At 66.7% G+C, this 17,377-nt stretch carries 15 protein-coding genes; 10 read left to right on the forward strand and 5 right to left on the reverse strand.

The features are described 5' to 3' along the window. The first annotated feature begins 165 nt into the window (after nt 1-165). From HV701_RS17230 to HV701_RS17240, 3 genes are all read left to right on the forward strand, one after another. Nucleotides 166-795: a LysE family translocator gene (locus HV701_RS17230; RefSeq protein WP_175134243.1), complete on the forward strand. Its 630-nt coding sequence runs from the start codon at nt 166-168 to the stop codon at nt 793-795. Between the two features lie 111 nt (nt 796-906). Next, complete coding sequence (locus HV701_RS17235) at nt 907-2,514, forward strand: peptide chain release factor 3 (RefSeq protein ID WP_175134244.1); 1,608 nt, start codon at nt 907-909, stop codon at nt 2,512-2,514. 38 nt (nt 2,515-2,552) lie between these two features. Further along, nucleotides 2,553-3,233, forward strand: coding sequence for a hypothetical protein (locus tag HV701_RS17240; RefSeq protein WP_175134245.1), 681 nt, complete (start codon nt 2,553-2,555; stop codon nt 3,231-3,233). A gap of 87 nt (nt 3,234-3,320) precedes the next feature. Here the strand turns inward: HV701_RS17240 and bfr are convergent, their stop codons facing one another. The 4 genes from bfr to rpoN all read right to left on the reverse strand — a co-directional run bounded on the left by bfr (nt 3,321) and on the right by rpoN (nt 7,276). Further along, a complete protein-coding gene (bfr, locus tag HV701_RS17245; RefSeq protein ID WP_175134246.1) occupies nt 3,321-3,797 on the reverse strand; it encodes a bacterioferritin in 477 nt (158 codons plus the stop codon). A 364-nt stretch (nt 3,798-4,161) separates the two neighbouring features. Beyond that, nucleotides 4,162-5,076, reverse strand: a complete 915-nt coding sequence (locus HV701_RS17250) for a DMT family transporter (RefSeq protein ID WP_175134247.1) — start codon at nt 5,074-5,076, stop codon at nt 4,162-4,164. 315 nt (nt 5,077-5,391) lie between these two features. Then, entirely contained in the window at nt 5,392-5,673 is a 282-nt protein-coding gene (locus tag HV701_RS17255) for a (2Fe-2S)-binding protein (RefSeq protein ID WP_272909276.1), read from the reverse strand. Nucleotides 5,674-5,848: 175 nt separating this feature from the next. Further along, a complete protein-coding gene (gene rpoN / locus HV701_RS17260) occupies nt 5,849-7,276 on the reverse strand; it encodes an RNA polymerase factor sigma-54 (protein WP_474001608.1) in 1,428 nt (475 codons plus the stop codon). Nucleotides 7,277-7,292: 16 nt separating this feature from the next. Between rpoN and HV701_RS17265 the strand changes: the two genes are divergently transcribed. The 3 genes from HV701_RS17265 to leuA all read left to right on the forward strand — a co-directional run bounded on the left by HV701_RS17265 (nt 7,293) and on the right by leuA (nt 11,215). Further along, nucleotides 7,293-7,916, forward strand: coding sequence for a hypothetical protein (locus HV701_RS17265; protein ID WP_175134249.1), 624 nt, complete (start codon nt 7,293-7,295; stop codon nt 7,914-7,916). A gap of 195 nt (nt 7,917-8,111) precedes the next feature. Next, nucleotides 8,112-9,089: a tripartite tricarboxylate transporter substrate binding protein gene (locus HV701_RS17270; protein ID WP_175134250.1), complete on the forward strand. Its 978-nt coding sequence runs from the start codon at nt 8,112-8,114 to the stop codon at nt 9,087-9,089. A 416-nt stretch (nt 9,090-9,505) separates the two neighbouring features. Then, nucleotides 9,506-11,215, forward strand: a complete 1,710-nt coding sequence (gene leuA / locus HV701_RS17275; RefSeq protein ID WP_175134251.1) for a 2-isopropylmalate synthase — start codon at nt 9,506-9,508, stop codon at nt 11,213-11,215. 155 nt (nt 11,216-11,370) lie between these two features. Here the strand turns inward: leuA and HV701_RS17280 are convergent, their stop codons facing one another. Further along, nucleotides 11,371-12,699, reverse strand: a complete 1,329-nt coding sequence (locus HV701_RS17280; protein WP_175134252.1) for an amidase — start codon at nt 12,697-12,699, stop codon at nt 11,371-11,373. Nucleotides 12,700-13,016: 317 nt separating this feature from the next. Here HV701_RS17280 and HV701_RS17285 point away from each other — a divergent pair, with 317 nt between their 5' ends. The 4 genes from HV701_RS17285 to HV701_RS17300 all read left to right on the forward strand — a co-directional run bounded on the left by HV701_RS17285 (nt 13,017) and on the right by HV701_RS17300 (nt 17,370). Continuing rightward, the gene (locus tag HV701_RS17285; RefSeq protein ID WP_175134253.1) at nt 13,017-14,030 is read left to right on the forward strand and encodes a LacI family DNA-binding transcriptional regulator; all 1,014 of its coding nucleotides are present in this window, start codon (nt 13,017-13,019) and stop codon (nt 14,028-14,030) included. Between the two features lie 35 nt (nt 14,031-14,065). Further along, the gene (locus HV701_RS17290) at nt 14,066-14,863 is read left to right on the forward strand and encodes a phosphodiesterase (protein WP_175134254.1); all 798 of its coding nucleotides are present in this window, start codon (nt 14,066-14,068) and stop codon (nt 14,861-14,863) included. A gap of 122 nt (nt 14,864-14,985) precedes the next feature. After that, on the forward strand, nt 14,986-16,041 hold the full coding sequence (locus HV701_RS17295) for an ABC transporter ATP-binding protein (protein ID WP_175134255.1): 1,056 nt from the start codon (nt 14,986-14,988) through the stop codon (nt 16,039-16,041). Nucleotides 16,042-16,074: 33 nt separating this feature from the next. Further along, a complete protein-coding gene (locus HV701_RS17300; RefSeq protein ID WP_175134256.1) occupies nt 16,075-17,370 on the forward strand; it encodes an ABC transporter substrate-binding protein in 1,296 nt (431 codons plus the stop codon). Nucleotides 17,371-17,377: the final 7 nt, after the last annotated feature.

Consider the following 17,377-nt stretch of genomic DNA (forward strand, 5'->3'; position numbering starts at 1 on the left):
CGCAGCGATGCGCGTCCGGCGCAGAACCACCGCCGTCCCGACGGCAACGCGCGTCCCGCCGGCAACGGCGGCAACGGGCGCCCGGCCGGCGCCCCGCGCGCGGCGCTGCTCTCCAAGTAATATCAGCGGCATACCTGTTACTGCGACCCACGGACCCGCGCCATCATGCCTCTTTCCACCTGGTTGACGTTCTTCCTGGCCTCCTGGGCCATTTCGTTCTCGCCTGGCGCGGGGGCCATCTCGGCGATGTCCTCCGGACTGAAGTACGGGTTCGCCCGCGGCTACTGGAACACGGCCGGCCTGATCCTGGGCATCCTGTTCCAGTTCGTGGTGGTCGCGGTCGGCCTGGGCGCGGTGCTGGCCACTTCCGAAATGGCCTTCAACGTGGTCAAGTACCTGGGCGTGGCCTACCTGATCTACCTGGGTGTGCGCCAGATCCGCACCGACGCCGCGCCCGTCGCGGTCGATGCCGGCGATCCCAAGCAGGCCACGATCCGCGAGCTGGTGATGCGCGGCTTCCTGATCAACACCATGAACCCCAAGGGCACGGTGTTCCTGCTGGCGGTGGTGCCTCAGTTCGTCGACACCGCCTTGCCGCTGACGCCGCAGTACGCGGCGCTGGCCGGCACGCTGGCATTCACCGACCTGGTGGCGATGGGCATCTACACGCTGCTGGCGGCGCGCGTGCTGCGCCTGCTGCGCAGCGCCAGGCACATCCGCTGGATGAACCGCACCTTCGGTTCGCTGTTCATCCTGGCGGGCGTGTTCCTGGCCTCGTTCCGCCGCCATTCCTGAATTTCCACGCGCGGGGCACGCGCCGGCAACGGCGCGTGCCCCGCTTGTTTCGATGCACCATACCGGACCGCGCCGGGCTGAATCCGCGGCGTCAGGTTGAATCCTCCGATCATGAACATCCCACAAGAAGTAGCGCGGCGCCGTACCTTCGCCATCATTTCCCACCCCGACGCGGGCAAGACCACGCTGACCGAAAAGCTGCTGCTGTTCGCGGGCGCGATCCAGATCGCCGGCAGCGTCAAGGCGCGCAAGGCCTCGCGCCACGCGTCCTCCGACTGGATGGAAATCGAAAAGCAGCGCGGCATTTCGGTGGCCTCGTCGGTGATGCAGATGGAATACCGCGACTGCGTCATCAACCTGCTCGACACCCCGGGCCACCAGGACTTCTCGGAAGACACCTACCGCGTGCTGACGGCGGTCGATGCCGCGCTGATGGTGATCGACGCCGCCAACGGCGTCGAGCCCCAGACCATCCGCCTGCTGCAGGTCTGCCGCGCGCGCAACACGCCCATCATCACATTCATCAACAAGATGGACCGTGAAGTGCGCGAACCGCTCGAACTGCTGTCGGAAATCGAAGGCCACCTGGGCATGGACGCGGTGCCGTTCTCGTGGCCGGTGGGCATGGGCAAGGCCTTCGGCGGCGTGTTCGACATCCGCCGCGACCGCATGCGCGTGTTCCGCCCCGGCCAGGAGCGCCGCGCGGACAACGACGACTTCATCGAAGGCCTGACCAACCCCGAGATCGCGCGCCGCTTCGGCGCGGCCTTCGAGCAGGCCAGCGGCGAAATCGAACTGATCAACGAGGCCGCCCCAGCCTTCGACCGCGACCAGTTCCTGGCCGGCAAGCAGACCCCGGTGTTTTTCGGCTCGGCCATCAACAACTTCGGCGTGCAGGAAGTGCTGGACGCGCTGGTCGAACAGGCTCCCCCGCCCGGCCCGCGCGTGGCGCTGCAACGCGAGGTGCAGCCCGAGGAACCCAAGTTCACCGGCGTGGTGTTCAAGGTGCAAGCCAACATGGACCCGGCGCACCGCGACCGCGTCGCCTTCGTGCGCGTCAGCTCCGGCCGCTTCGAGCGCGGCATGCGCCTGAAGGTCGCCCGCACCAACAAGGAAATGCGCCCCAACAACGTGGTGTCGTTCCTGTCGCAACGCCGCGAGCTGCTGGACGAGGCCTATGCCGGCGACGTCATCGGCATTCCCAACCACGGCGTGCTGCAACTGGGCGACGTGCTGACCGAAGGCGAAACGCTGCAGTTCACCGGCCTGCCGTTCTTCGCGCCGGAACTGTTCCAGGCCGTCGAAGTGAAAGACCCGCTGCGCACCAAGCAGTTGCGCACCGGCCTGACACAACTGGGCGAAGAGGGCGCCATCCAGGTGTTCCGCCCCGAGGCCGCCGGCGGCTCGCTGCTGCTCGGCGCGGTCGGCCAGCTGCAGTTCGAAGTGGTCGCGCACCGCCTCAAGACCGAGTACGGCGTGGACGCGCGCATGATGCCTTCGCGCTACACAATGGCACGTTGGATTACTTCCGATAACCCCAAGGCGCTGCGCAAGTTCATGGATGCCAATGCTGCCCATATCGCCTATGATGTGGTCGATGCGGCGGCGTTTTTGATCGGTTCGCCCGCGCAGTTGCGCGTGGCCGAGGAACTGTATCCGGATGTGAAATTCCACGCGATGCGAGAGCATGGCGGCAAGGTTTTCGGAGACAAGGCGTAGACCCGTTCGGGTACCGCACGGCAGATTTGAGGGTAGCAATGTCTTGGCGTTTATTATTCGCAACGCTTCTGCTGGCGCTTGGCGCGTCGGCCTGGGGCGGCATTCAACTGGGTGATTGGCTGGTGGCGCACGCGCCACAGGCCGCGCCTGCACCCGGCCAGGATGCGGCCGCGTCGCAACAACCCGTGCTCGACGCCAACGGGCGTCCCTACGTGGCGCAGCCCCCGCAACCGCGCATCGACGGCACGCTCGGCGTGCCCGACAAACCGGCCGACCACGAATGGACCATCAACACGGTCTCGCTGTTCGACACCCTCAGCGATCCGGCTGTGCAGATTTCGCGCGAGCGCATCAGCCAGGACCAGGCGCGCGAAATCGCCGCGGCCTCGCAGGTGCCGCTGCCGCAAGGCACCTCTGACGTCAGCACGCTCGACCTGCAGGCGCCGGGCACCGGCACCGCCATCAACGGCGGCCAGGCACCGGCCCAACAGGCCGCCGGCTACGGCAACACGCCCATGGTGCAGGCGCCGCCCCCGCCGAATTCGTCACCGGCGCCGGGCGCGCCCGGCTGGCAGGACGCGCTCAAGCGCGAACTGGCGCACTGCGCCACGCAGGGCTTCTTCGAACGCCCCTCGTGCTCGTGGGCGGCCCGCAACAAGTACTGCGGCCCCAACCGGGCCTGGGGCACGATGGCCGAATGCCCGGCCCGCCCGCAGTAAATCCGATCCCACGGCTCGCGCCAGACGCGAGCACTGCAAGAAAATGGCGCCCCGAGGGGCGCCATTTTGCATGCCGCGGCAAGCGCCTCAGTCGGGCACGGACATCTGGCTTTGCAGGTAGTTCTGCAGGCCCACCTTGTCGATCAGGTCGATCTGGGTTTCCAGGTAATCGATATGCTCTTCGGTGTCGTCCAGGATGTCCTGGAACAGATCGCGCGAGACGTAGTCGCGCACCGATTCGCAATAAGCCATGGCTTCCTTCACGGTGGCCTGGGCGCCTTGCTCCAGCTTCAGGTCACAGGCCAGCAGTTCCGGCACGTCTTCGCCGATCAGCAGCTTGTGCAGGTCTTGCAGGTTGGGCAGGCCGTCGAGCATGAAGATGCGCGCGATCAGGCGATCCGCATGCTTCATTTCGCCGATGGATTCCTCGTACTCGTGCTTGCCGAGCTTGTCGAAACCCCAATGATTCAACATGCGCGCATGCAGGAAGTATTGGTTGATCGCCGTCAACTCGTTGGTCAGCTGCTTGTTCAAGAATTGGATGACGGTTTTATCGCCTTTCATAACGGACTCCTTGCAGTCAGGCGCGACGCGCACTGCATCGCGACAAGAAGCGCACGATGCCGCGAGTACGCAACCCCGGCAGACTAACATCGGCCGCGGGGCCGCGCCTAGCCTTGGCGCGCATCTGGTAAACCGCTTTACGAGCGCAACCGGAAAGCGATACATAAATGAGAATGAGTATGCATGCTTGATGATTTGCATCCGACCGCAAGGCATGGCGCGGGCTGCACGGGCATGCATCAGGCCAATTCGCAGGCATTCCGGGGGTCGCGCGGCGGCGCAAGCGGCACGATACGGCCCTGAATTTCTAGGACCACTCCCCGAGCGCGCCACGTTGTGCGCGAACAACCGCTGAAACGCGGCCCTACGGCGCGCGCCGCGTCGCCAGCCAGATGCCGAACGCGATCGGCACAATGCCCAACAGGTCGAGCCACGATACCGGCTCGCGCAGCACCGCCCAACCGAACAACAGGCCCAGCGGCGGCATCAGGAAATGCAGCGCGCTGGCGGCCGTGGCGCTGGCCCGGCTCAGGATCATGAACCACAGGTAATAGCCGCCGATCGATACCGCGACGATCATGTATGCCATGCTCCAGAACAGACTGGCCGTCATGCGTGCATCGCCCATGCTCTCGTGCAGCAGCGCCACCGGCAGGAGCGCCGCCGCGCCGGCCAGCGACTGGATCCCCGTCGCCATCCACAGGCCCGCGGCCGGCTTGAGGCGCTTGTAGAGCAGCGTACCCGCGACCAGCGCCACCAGCCCGCCGGTCACCAGCAGCGTGCCGTGCGTATCTTCCTGCATGCCGGACAGTCGCGAGCGCAGCACCAGCGCCACGCCCCCCAGCCCCAGGCACAGCCCGAACATCTTGCGCCAGCCCAGCCGCTCGCCCAGCACTGGCCCGGCCAACACGCCGATCAGCAGGGGATTGGTGCTGATCAGCACCGCCGTGAACGCCGACGAGACCGTGGTCATGCCGCTCCAGCTCAAACCCAGATACGCGGCGTTGTTCAACACGCCCAGCAGGATCAGCGCCGCCAGGTCGCGGCCGCCGGGCCGCGACCAGCGCCCGCTGGCCGCCGCCACCCCCAGCATCAGGGCGCCAGCGATCAGGAAGCGGATCGTCAGCAGGGTCAGCGGCGGACAATCGCGCACCGCGATCTTGGCCGCGGCGAAGGCCGAACTCCACAGGAAACAGAACGCCGCGATGGGCGCCCAGGTCACGCCCATCGGCGCGTCGGCAGGCAAGGCGGCAACGGGCACGGCTGATGACACCTTCATGGCACATCCGATCCAGGCAGGAAACGAGGAGCCCATTCTGGGCGCCGCCTCATTCATTGACAAACGATTTATTCGGAGAGAGTCCCAACCTCATGGGGTTGCAGGCCGCATTGACAGGAGGGCTGGGCGTGGCATTGCAGGCATGCCGCGGCATCGCGCGCCGGGCCACCGCCTGGTGGGCGCGGCGCAGCCGGCGGTACCGTCGACGGAATCGGCGCTACGCCTACTGGCGTCGGGGATCAGGGAATTCTGTGAAGCGGAAACAAAACGGCTTGCAGGGCTGGGCCTGCAAGCCGTGGCAGGTGGCGGCGCCGCTCAGGCGACGGCGACCTGGATGACCGGATAGCTGCTGTTCGCCGCGGTCGCGCCCGCGTCGGCCAGGGGGGCCGGCGGATTGACCGGAACGGCGATCGAGCGCACGTCGCACACGCTGGAGCAGCGGCCGCCAGGCAGGTATTCGGCGGCGGTGGCCGCGCAGCAACCGCAACACGTGGCCACGCCCAACTCGAACTGCAGGTCGGAAAGCGACGTCGCGCCCGCGTCCACGCTGGCGCGGACTTGGCGTTCGGTGATGGCATTACATACGCAAATGTACATGAGAATAATTATCGGGATTTATTCCTGCAATGGCAAGTACCCTGCGTAAATAATTTGCAACCACGTACGCCTCTAACCCCTTGAAATAAGGGACGTTTTATTGCTGCGGCGCCACACACAGGCAGGCGCCACGGACGCGGTCCGGCGCCCGACGCCACCCCGTTTGCAGGCGGATTCAGCGCGCCGCGGCCTGCGCCTTGCGCAACGCGGCGGGCGCGATCCGCAGCGCCTCGCGATACTTGGCGACGGTGCGGCGGGCAATGACGATGCCCTGGTCCGCCAACTTTTCCATGATCTGGCTGTCGGATAGCGGCTTGGCCCGGTTCTCCTCGGCCACCATCTGGCGGATGAAGGTCTGCACTGCGGTGGCCGACGTGGCATCGCCGCCATCGGTCGACACCCCCGCCCCGAAGAAGCGCTTGAGCTCCAGCGTGCCGAACGGAGTGAGCATGTACTTCTGGGTGGTGGCGCGCGAAATCGTCGACTCATGCAAGCCGAGTTCCCCGGCGATGTCCTTCAGGATGAGCGGCCGCATGGCCGCGGGCCCCTGGCTGAAAAAGGCGGTCTGGCGATCGACGATGGCCTGCGCCACCCGCAGGATGGTGTCGAAGCGCTGCTCGACGTTGCGGATCATCCACTTGGCCTGTTGCAGTTGCGACTGCAGGCCGGCGTGGGCCGATTCCTTCTGGTTGGCCAGCATCTGCGCGTACAGGCCGTTGATCTGCAGGCGCGGCATGGCGGCGCTGTTGAGCGTCACCTGCCAACCACGGCGCGTCTTGCGCACGATGACATCCGGCACCGCATAGTCCGCCGCCGGCACCGTCCAGGCCCGGCCCGGACGCGGCTCCAGACGCAGGATCAGGGCATGGGCGGCGCGCAGTGTGGCCTCGTCGCAACCGGCCGCCGCGCACAGCCTGGCGTGGTTGCCCGTCGCCAGCAGCGCCAGATGCTGGGCACAGACCTGGCGGGCGCAGGCCAGCACTGCCGGGTCGGCGGCTTCGGGCAGGCGCGCCAGGTCAGGGTTGCGCAGTTGCAACAGCAGGCAGTCGGACATGTCGCGGGCGCCGATGCCCGGCGGGTCGAACGATTGCAGCAGCGACAACGCCGCGCGCAGCTCGTCCAGGTCCGGCTCCATTTCGGCCGGCAGCCAGCCCAGGATTTCCTCCAGCGGCGAGCCCAGGTAACCGTTCTCGTCCAGCTCGTCGATCAGCAACGCCGCCAGCGCGGCATCGCGCGGCGCGGCGCGGGTCAGCACCAATTGCCCCAGCAGGTGCTCGCGCAGGGTATCGGGCCGGGCCGCCTCGGGCATACCGGAATCGTCGTCGGGATAGACCCCGCCGGAACCCGGCATTTCCTCCACCGGCGCGTCGCGCTCGGGCGCGGGCTCGTCGTCCTGGACCGATGATTCGCGCTCGGATTCCGCCTGGGTCTCGGCCGACGCGGGCTCATCGTCGCGCTCCAGCAACGGATTGTCGGCGAGCACTTGCGAGATCTCCGCTTCGAGCTCGAGCGTGGACAGTTGCAGCAATCGGATCGATTGCTGCAATTGAGGGGTCAGCGTCAGATGCTGGCCGGGCCGCAGTTCTAAAATAGGACGGGTCATAGGTACAATATTTTGCATGATGAATCAGACTTCGCCCGCACGCGTTCGCCAGGATTGCCGACTTATCGGTCAGACCCTGCTAAAACTGGCGCTTCCCCGACTTCTCGTGCGCGCGATCGTGATCGCCGTGGCCGTGATCGTCTGGTATCTCGCCGCTTCCTGGATCCTGGATTTCGGCAAGCGCGTCAACTATGACTTCCTGCATACGCTGGGCCAGCCCACCATGGACATGGTGCAGAAGGTCAACCCCTATATCTGGTGGGTCGCGGCCGGCATCTGGACCCTGATTGTGTTCTTCATCGTACGCGCATGGCTGTCGTCCAGCCTGGCGTCCGGCCGCGCCACGCCGATTCGCACCGAAGTACTGGCCGACCTGGCGCCGCAGTTGAGCGCGGAATCGGTCGGCGTGCTGCGCTGGGCCTGGGGCAACCGCGAAGAACCGTTCACCGTCGGCGACCTGTACCGCTCCCTGTCGGAAATCCGCCACAATCGCATCGGCAAGATCGCCATGGTGGCCGAGCAAGCGGAAATTCTCGACGGCACGGCCGCGCGGGCCTCGGACGGCGGGCGCGACGACCGCCGCCGCGAGGCCCGCGAGCAGCGCTATGTCGAGCCGCGCATCGGCGATCCGGCGCGCTGAGGCGGGACACCCGCCGGTTTGTGCCCCCGACACCAGGCCGCCGCAAGGCGGCCTGGGCGTTTCAGTCCCGTGCCAGCCGGGCTCCCCTATACTGGCCCTCCAGGCTCGCGCAACCGCGGCCGCGCCCATACCCTGAAACATAACCGGCAGCCGAGACCTGCCGGATGCGCGGCCAGCCCCTGGAGTTTGCTTTACATGTTCCGCACCCCTGTCCGGTATGCCGCCGGCCTCATGCTGGCCTGCTCGGCCGCCTTCGCTGCCGCCCCGGCCTGCGCCGCCTGGCCCGACAAGCCCATCACGTTCGTCGCGCCCTTCAGCGCCGGCGGCGCCAACGACCTGGTCGCTCGCATCATCGCCAAGGCGGTGGGCAAGACCCTGGACCAGCCCGTGATCGTCGAAAACCGCCCTGGCGCCGGTGGCGTGGTCGGCGCCGCGCACGTCGCTCGCAGCGCCGCCGACGGCTACACCTACCTGGTGGGCAGCAACGGCACGGTCACCAATAGCCTGATCCGCTCGGATCAGCCCTACAAGGACGAAGAACTGACCCCGGTCGCGCTGCTGTCGATCACCCCGTCGGTGATCGTCGCCAATCCATCCAACCCGGCCAAGGACCTGAAGGACTTCGTCGCCCGCGCCAAACAGGCCAAGACCGACCGCATCACGTTCTCGACCGCCGGCAACGGCAGTACGCCGCATTTCGTCGCCGAGATGGTCAAGGAAGCCACCGGCCTGCCGATCGAGCCCATCGCCTACAAGAGCGGTTCGGAAGGCGTGACGGCAGTGATCGGCAACCAGGTCGTCGCCACGTCGGAAGCCAGCATCGTCACGCTGCCGCTGATACGCAGCGGCAAGCTCAAGGCGCTGGCCACGACCTGGGACAAGCGCATGGCCAGCGCGCCGGATATCCCCACCACCGCCGAAGAAGGCTTCCCGGGCGTGCGTATCGGCCACTGGGCCGGTCTGTTCGCGCCCGCCGGCACGCCGGCGGACGTGCTCGACAAGATGAACGCGGCGATCGAGAAGTGCCTGCAGACCAAGGAAGTGCAGGACGCGCTGCGCCAGAGCAGCATCGAGCCGGGCGGCGGCTCGCGCGCCAGTTTCGTCGCCTTCACCAAGAGCGAGCGCGAACGCTTGGGCAAGGTGGTGCAGAGCGGCCACATGCAGACGCAATAACGCCCGCCGCGCCACCCGCCCGCCGGACGCCGGCGGGCGCCGGGGACCGATCCGTCCCCGGCTTTTTTATCGCCTTTCCAATTGCGCTCGCCGCAAAAGTGTGTTTGACTAGCAACCTATGGCCGCTTACCGCACCTCCCTCGCGATTGCCACCGGACGCTCCGCCGCTCCGGTCGCCGGCCTGCGCGCTCGTACCGCCTTCATCGCGCTATCGCTATACCTACCGATCGGTTGCCGGGCCTAGTGTCCCCGTGGTAGCTCGGCAGCCACGCTTGCCACACGCGAATTCCTTTTTTCCAAACTGAATCTTGTGCCGCCAAACGCGGCCAACCCTGGCATATCAGGCCGCCATCCGGCCGCATGCCGGCCGAGGAAACCGATCCCGGGATTCACAAGAAACCGATCGAGGTGTAGTGATGATGCTTGCCAACCCCGCCACCAAATACGTCCCTTTCGCGCCCTTTGCCCGCGACTTTTCCGAGCGCACCTGGCCCAGCCGCCGCATCACGCAGCCGCCCATCTGGATGAGCACGGACCTGCGCGACGGCAACCAGGCCCTGATCGAACCGATGAGCGTCGAGCGCAAGCTCCGTTTCTTCGAGCAACTGGTCAAGATCGGCTTCAAGGAAATCGAAGTGGGTTTCCCGTCGGCCTCGCAGACCGACTTCGATTTCGTGCGCAAGCTCATCGACGAAAGACGCATCCCCGACGACGTCACCATCATCGTGCTGACCCAGTCGCGTGAAGACCTGATCAGCCGCACGGTGGAATCGGCCGCCGGCGCCAAACAGGCCATCGTCCACTTGTACAACGCCTGCGCCCCGGCGTTCCGCAAGGTCGTGTTCAACATGACCAAGGACGAAATCAAGAACATCGCCACGACCGGCACGCGCCTGGTCAAGCAGTACATGGCCAAGCACCCGGAAACGAAGTGGCGCTACCAGTACTCGCCCGAAGTCTTCAGCACGACCGAACCCGAATTCGCGCTGGAGGTCTCGAACGCCGTGGCCGACGTATGGGAGCCCACGCCGGACTGCAAGATGGTGCTGAACCTGCCCGCCACCATCGAGGCCACCACGCCCAACCTGTACGCCGACCAGATCGAGTGGATGCACAAGAACCTGGCGCGCCGCGACAGCATCGTCCTGAGCGTGCACCCGCACAATGACCGCGGCACCGCCGTGGCCGCCGCCGAGTTCGCCGTGATGGCCGGCGCCGATCGCATCGAAGGCTGCCTGTTCGGCAGCGGCGAGCGCACTGGCAACGTCGACCTGGTCACGCTGGCCTTGAACCTCTACACCCAAGGCGTGCACCCGGGCCTGGACTTCTCCGACATCGACGAAGTGCGCCGCTGCGCCGAGTACTGCAACCAGTTGCCCGTGCACCCGCGCCATCCGTATGCCGGCGACCTGGTTTTCACGGCCTTCTCCGGTTCGCACCAGGACGCCATCAAGAAGGGCTTCGCGCAACAGCAGCCCGACGCCGTCTGGGAAGTGCCGTACCTGCCGATCGACCCGGCCGACCTCGGCCGCAGTTATGACGCCGTGATCCGCGTCAACAGCCAGTCGGGCAAGGGCGGCGTGTCGTACCTGCTCGAACAGGAACACGGCCTGGTGTTGCCGCGCCGCCTGCAGATCGAATTCAGCCGCGCCATCCAGCGCGTCACCGACGAAACCGGCCGCGAAGTCACCGCCGACGACGTGCACACCATCTTCAACCGCGAGTACCTGGAACAGAAGGCGCCGTGGAAGCTGGTGCGCCATCGCATCGACGGCAACCCGGCAGCCGGCGAAGGCCAGCACTTCAGCATCGAGGCCGAACTCGAATACAACGGCGAACGCCGCATCGTGACCGGCAAGGGCGACGGCGCCATCTCGGCCTTCGTGGCCGCGCTGGACGTGCCCGTGCGCATCATGGACTACCACGAGCACGCCATCGGCACCGGCACTGACACCCGCGCCGCCTCCTATGTGGAACTGCGCGTCGGTGATTCGGGCACGGGCTTTGGCGTGGGCATCGACCGCGACATCGTCACGGCCTCGTTCCAGGCCGTGCTGAGCGCCGTGAACCGCCACATCAACGCCGGCGCCATCGCCGCCGAACAGGAAGCCGCCGAAGCCGCGTGATCCGCGCCCCGGCCGCAGGCGCGGGGGTTACCGCCTCCAGCGCCCAGGCCTGCTTCTTACCGTGAAGCGGCCCTGCGTAAAACGAAAAGCCCGATCCATGGATCGGGCTTTTCCATGGGCATCGGCGTTGGTCCACGCATGCGTGGCGCGCCGGCTCAGCCCCGCGGCCACATGCCGGATGCGCCGATGTCGGGCTCGCGCGCGGCCAACAGCCGCTCATGCACCCAGGCAGCGATCGCCAGCGTGCGATGGTCGTCGTGCCGCTTGCCGATCAACTGCAGGCCGACGGGCAGGCCCTGCGGGCCGGTGGCGAAGGGCAGACTCAGGCAGGGCAGGCCGAACAGGGTCCAGGCGCGCGAGAACTGCGGATCGCCCGTGCCGAGGTCGGCGAAAGGCGCCTCGCCGCTGGCGGCGGGCGCCAGCAGCACGTCGCACTTGTCGAACCAGCCGTCCACCCGCGCCCGCGATTCGGCGGCTCGCGCCAGGTTGGCGATGTGTTCCTCGGCGCAGATCCGCGCGCCGGCCTCCAGGATCGCCTGGATCTTGGGGCTGAGCTGCGCGGCGTGTTCCAGCCGCTCGTAGGCCAGCGCCTGCGACGACTCGAACGCCATGATGTCCGCATGCAACTGCACCAGCAAGCAATGCTCGGGCGGCAGCGGCACTTCTTCGACATGGGCGCCCGCACGCGACAGCGTGGCGGCGGCCTGGGCGAAGGCTTCCTTGGTCTCGGCCTGGGCGTGGCGCCATTGCAGGCTGCGATACATGCCGATGCGCGGCTTGGCGTCATAGGCGAGGTTCAGCAGGCGTGGATCGCGCATCAGCACCGAGGCGAACAGCGCCACGTCCGGCACCGAGCGGGCGAAACCGCCGACGGTGTCGAGCGATTCGGCCAGGCTCTTGACGCCGGCGCGCGAGATGGCGCCGAAGGTCGGCTTGTAGCCGACGATGCCGCAGTACGAGGCGGGACGGATGATGGAACCGGCGGTTTGCGAGCCCAGGGCAAACGGCACCATGTCGTCGGCAACCGCCGCGGCCGAGCCGCTGGAGGAACCGCCGGGCGTGTAGGCCGCGTTGCGCGGGTTGCGCGTGGGGCCGGCCTGGTAGGTGGCGAATTCGGTGGTGACGGTCTTGCCGATCACGACGGCGCCGGCATGGCGACACAGTGCCACGGCGGCGGCGTCGAGTCCGGGCTGGTGGCGCTCGTAGATGGCCGAACCGTAACGCGTGGGCAGGTCGACGGTGTCGAAGAGATCCTTGACGCCGATCGGCAGGCCGTGCAGCAGGCCGCGCAAGGCGCCTTGGTCGAGGGCTTCCGCGTGTTCGAGGGCGGCCTGCTTTTGCAGCGCCGTCCAGGCATGGATGGTGTTTTCGCGTTGCTCGATGCGAGCAAAACAGGCCCGCACCAATTGCACTGCCGTCAATTCGCGCCGTTGCAGCTTGTGCGCCGCCTCAAGCGCGCCAAGTCTGTTCAAGGCAGTAGACATGATCCTTTCCTCTATCCCGGTGCCGCGCGAGATACGCGGTACTGACTTACGCACCCGGTCCCCTTGACCCTCGGGTTTATCCTGATCCGGTGCGTCCCATGATGCGTGCCGGCCATGACAAACCCAACCATTGGGCGCGCCGCGTCAATTAGGAAAACCACTGAAAAAACCGCGTTTTCGCAGGGATTTCGTGTTGCGCCGCGCCTTGGCCTTATGTTGTTGCGTTGTTATCAGCATAGCGCAAACGCGTGCAACACAAAGGTCATAATTGTCTTGTAAGATGAAAACGTTTTCAGCAAATAAACAGCCACGTAGCCATGGCGTCGCGCGCATCGCCCCGATTCTCCATCATCGAAGTTGCCCGCAAGGCGGGGGTTTCGCCCGCCACGGTGTCGCGCGCGTTCAACCAGCCCGAGATCGTCCATCCGGAGACGCTGGCGCATATCCGCGCCATCGCCAAGCGCGCGGGCTTCCGGCCCAATCGCGTCGGCCGCAGCCTGCGCTCCGGCAGCACCCGCACCATCGGGCTGATCCTGCCGACGCTGTCCAACCCGGTATTCGCCGAGTGCTTCGAAGGCGCCGAAAGGCGTGCCCGTGAATCCGGCTACAGCGTGATGCTGACCGCCACCGGCTACGACCCGGCGGTGGAGTCGGCGGCGGTCCAGGGCCTGATCGACCATCAGGTCGACGGCCTGATCCTGACCGTGGCCGATGCCGCCCGCAGCGCCACGCTGGACGACCTGGACAGCGCCGGCGTGCCGTACGTGCTGGTCTACAACGAATCCTCCGACCATCCCTACGCGTCGGTCGACAACCGCGCCGCCGCCGTCGACATGGTCGCGCACCTGGCCGCGCTGGGACACCGCCGCATCGCCATCGTGACCGGCCCGCTGACCGCCTCGGACCGCGCCCGCCGCCGCCTGTCGGGCGCGCGCGCCTGCGCCAAGAAGCTGGGCCTGGCGCCGCTCCAGCATATCGCCATGAGCTCGCATACCGGCAGCGACGCCGACGCCCTCAAGACCGCGCTGCGCGGCAAGCAGGCTCCCACCGCGCTGTTCTGCTCCAACGACCTGCTGGCCACGGCGGTCATCGCCGACCTGGTGGCGCTGGGGCTGTCGGTGCCTGGCGATATTTCGGTGTGCGGGTTCGACGGCATGCGCTTCGGCGCGCTGTTGACGCCGCCGCTGACCACCGTGGCGCAACCCAGCGACGGCATCGGCCAGGCGGCCTGCTCCAACCTGTTGGCGCAGATCCACGGCCAACCGCCGCAATCGAATCGTCTGCCGCATTGCATCGTGGTGGGCGGCACCGCGGCCCCGGTGCGCCGCTGATTTTTCCAGAATAAGCAAAGACCGAGACACGCTTCATGCTCATCGCACAGATCACCGACCTGCACATGCGCACCCCCGGCGACAAGGCCTACGGCATCATCGACCCGGCCGCCTTCCTGGGGCCGGCGGTGCGCGCGCTCAACGCCCTGACGCCGCGGCCCGACTGTGTGCTGATCACGGGCGACCTGACCGACCTGGGCCGGCCGCACGAATACCAGGCGTTACGCGCGCAGTTGCAGGCGCTTGAAATTCCGTATTTCCTGCTGCCCGGCAACCACGACGACCGCGCGCAGCTGCGCGCCGCCTTTCCGGAACATGGCTATCTGCAAGGGCAGGGGCCGTTCATCCAGTACGCGGTCGAGACCTGGCCGCTGCGCCTGCTGGCGCTGGACACCGTCGTGCCGATGAAGAGCCACGGCGAATTGTGCGATGTGCGCCTGGGCTGGCTGGCCGCGCGCCTGGCCGAACAGCCTGGCCGGCCGACGCTGGTGCTGATGCACCATCCGCCGTTCCTGACCGGCATCGAGCACATGGACGACATCGGCCTGCTGGCCGGCGCACCCGAGCTCGAACGCATCGTGGCACGCTATCCCAACGTCGAACGGGTGCTGTGCGGACACCTGCATCGCACCATCTTCCGCCGCTTCGGCGGCACCATCGCATCGACCTGTCCCGGGACCGCGCACCAGTTGGCGCTGGAACTGGGCCCACGCCCGACGCTGCAGTACATCATGGAGCCGCCGGGCTACCAGTTGCACTGGTGGCATGACGGCGCCCTGGTCACCCACCATGCCGTGATTGGGGAATACCCCGGGCCATATCCCTTCGCCTGAGCGCCAATCTCGATTACAAACACTAAGCCCTGCCATATCTCCGTCATGTTTGCGCTGCACAATGAAAAGGTTTTCATCGCACGCGCCGCGGGCGGATCTGAAAATTAGATCTACGAGACAGCATGTCATCCATCGTTCTGGATAACCTCACCAAGCAATACGGCGACGCGGCCGCGATCCACGGCGTCAGCTTCACCGTGCCGGCCGGCAGTTTCACCGTGCTGCTGGGCCCCTCCGGCTGCGGCAAGTCCACCACCCTGCGCATGATCGCCGGGCTGGACACGCCCACGTCCGGCACTATCCGCATCGGCGACCGCGACGTGACCCAGTTGCCGCCGGCCAAGCGCCGCATTTCCATGGTGTTCCAGTCGTATGCGCTGTTCCCGCACCTGTCGGTGCGCGAGAACATTCTGTTCGGCCTGAAGGTGCGCAAGGAACCGGCGCGCGATTACGACCGGCGCCTGCAACGCGTGGCCTCGCTGCTGGGGCTGGGCCATCTGCTGGATCGCAAGCCGTCGCAACTATCGGGCGGCCAGCAACAGCGCGTGGCGCTGGGCCGCGCGGTGATTTCCGAAGCCCCGGTGTGCCTGATGGACGAACCGCTGTCCAACCTGGACGCGCAGTTGCGCCACGAGATGCGCCGCGAGATCCGCGCCTTGCAGCAGGACCTGGGCATCACCATGGTGTACGTCACGCACGACCAGACCGAGGCCATGAGCATGGCCGACCAGGTGGTGCTGCTGCGCGGCGGCCAGATCGAACAGCACGATACGCCGGACGGCCTTTATGCCCGTCCGGCCACCGAATTCGCGGCGCGCTTCATCGGCACGCCGCCCATGAACCTGATCACCCTGGCGAACCTGCACGGCGCCACCGTGATCGCCGGCACCCACGGCCCGGCCATCGCCGGCGCGCCCGCCGGCGCCGCCAAGCTGGGCGTGCGGCCGGAACACATCCGCATCGACCCCGATGGCATTGCCGCCACGGTGGAGAGCGTGGAGTACTTCGGCGCCGATTCTATCGTCGTCTGCCGCATCGGCGACAGCGGCGGCGTGGCAGTGCGCGTGGGGGGCCATCTGCGGGCCCGCGCCGGCGAATCCCTGCGACTGTCGTGGGCAGCCGAACAACAGCATTTCTTTGCCGCCGATTCGGCGGTCATCAACACCGTCGGGCGCTGAAGACGCCCAATCCACAGGAAAGGAAACGCAATCATGCGACGCATCGTACTCAAGACCCTGGCCGCCAGCCTTGCCGCCGCCTGCCTGTCGCTGCCCGCCCAGGCGCAGCAGAAGCCCGTCGAAGTGGAGTTCTATTACCCGGTCGCCGTGGGCGGCCCGATCACCAAGATCGTCGACGACATGGTGACGGACTTCGAGAAGGAAAATCCCAACATCAAGATCAAGCCGATCTATGCCGGTTCGTACCAGGACTCGATCGCCAAGGCGCTGACCGCGCTCAAGGGCGGCACGCCGCCGCAACTGGCCGTGCTGCTGTCGACCGACATGTTCACGCTGATCGACGAAGACGCCATCGTGCCGATCGACGGCCTGGCCAAGAGCGATGCCGACAAGAAGTGGCTGGGCGGCTTCTACGATGCCTTCATGCAGAACAGCCGCACCGGCGGCCACACCTGGGGCGTGCCGTTCCAGCGTTCGACCATCGTGATGTACTACAACAAGGATCTGTTCAAGGCCGCCGGCCTGGATCCCGAGCGCGCGCCCGCCACCTGGGCCGAGCTGGTCGAGTACGGCAAGAAACTGACCAAGCAGGACGCCAACGGCAACACCACGCAGTGGGGCATCGAGATCCCGTCGGGCGGCGCCTTCGCCTACTGGCTGTTCCAGGCCCTGACCACGCCCAACGGCGCCATCCTGATGAATGAGGCGGGCAACGAGGTCTACCTGGACAAGCCCGCCGTGGTCGAGGCCGCACAGTTCTGGCGCGACCTGTCGGCCAAGCACAAGATCATGCCCACCGGCACGATCGACTGGGGCACCACGCCCAAGGACTTCCTGGAAAAGAAGGCCGCCATGGTCTGGACCACCACCGGCAACCTGACCAACCTCCGCAAGAACGCTGATTTCCCGTTCGGCGTGGCCATGATGCCGCAGCAAAAGCGCGGCGGCAGCCCGACCGGCGGCGGCAATTTCTACATCTTCAAGAGCGGCACGCCGGAGCAGCAGCAGGCCGCGCTCAAGTTCGCGCAATGGGCCACCACGCCCGAGCGCGCCGCCGACTGGAGCATCGCCACGGGCTACGTGGCCGTGACCCCGGCCGCCTGGCAGACCGAGAAGATGAAGAAGTACGCGCAGGAAGTGCCGGCCGCCACGGTGGCGCGCGATCAGCTGAAGGTGAGCGTGGCGGAATTCTCGACCCACGAAAATCAGCGCGTCACCAAGACCCTGAACGATGCCCTGCAGGCCGCGTTGACGGGTTCCAAGACGCCGCAGCAGGCGCTGACCGACGCCCAGCGCGAAGCCGACCGCATACTGCGTTCCTACAAGTGATCCCGCA

Origin of the sequence: Achromobacter pulmonis (genome assembly GCF_902859765.1) — a bacterium.
In the GTDB taxonomy this organism is placed as follows: Bacteria; Pseudomonadota; Gammaproteobacteria; order Burkholderiales; family Burkholderiaceae_B; genus Achromobacter; species Achromobacter pulmonis.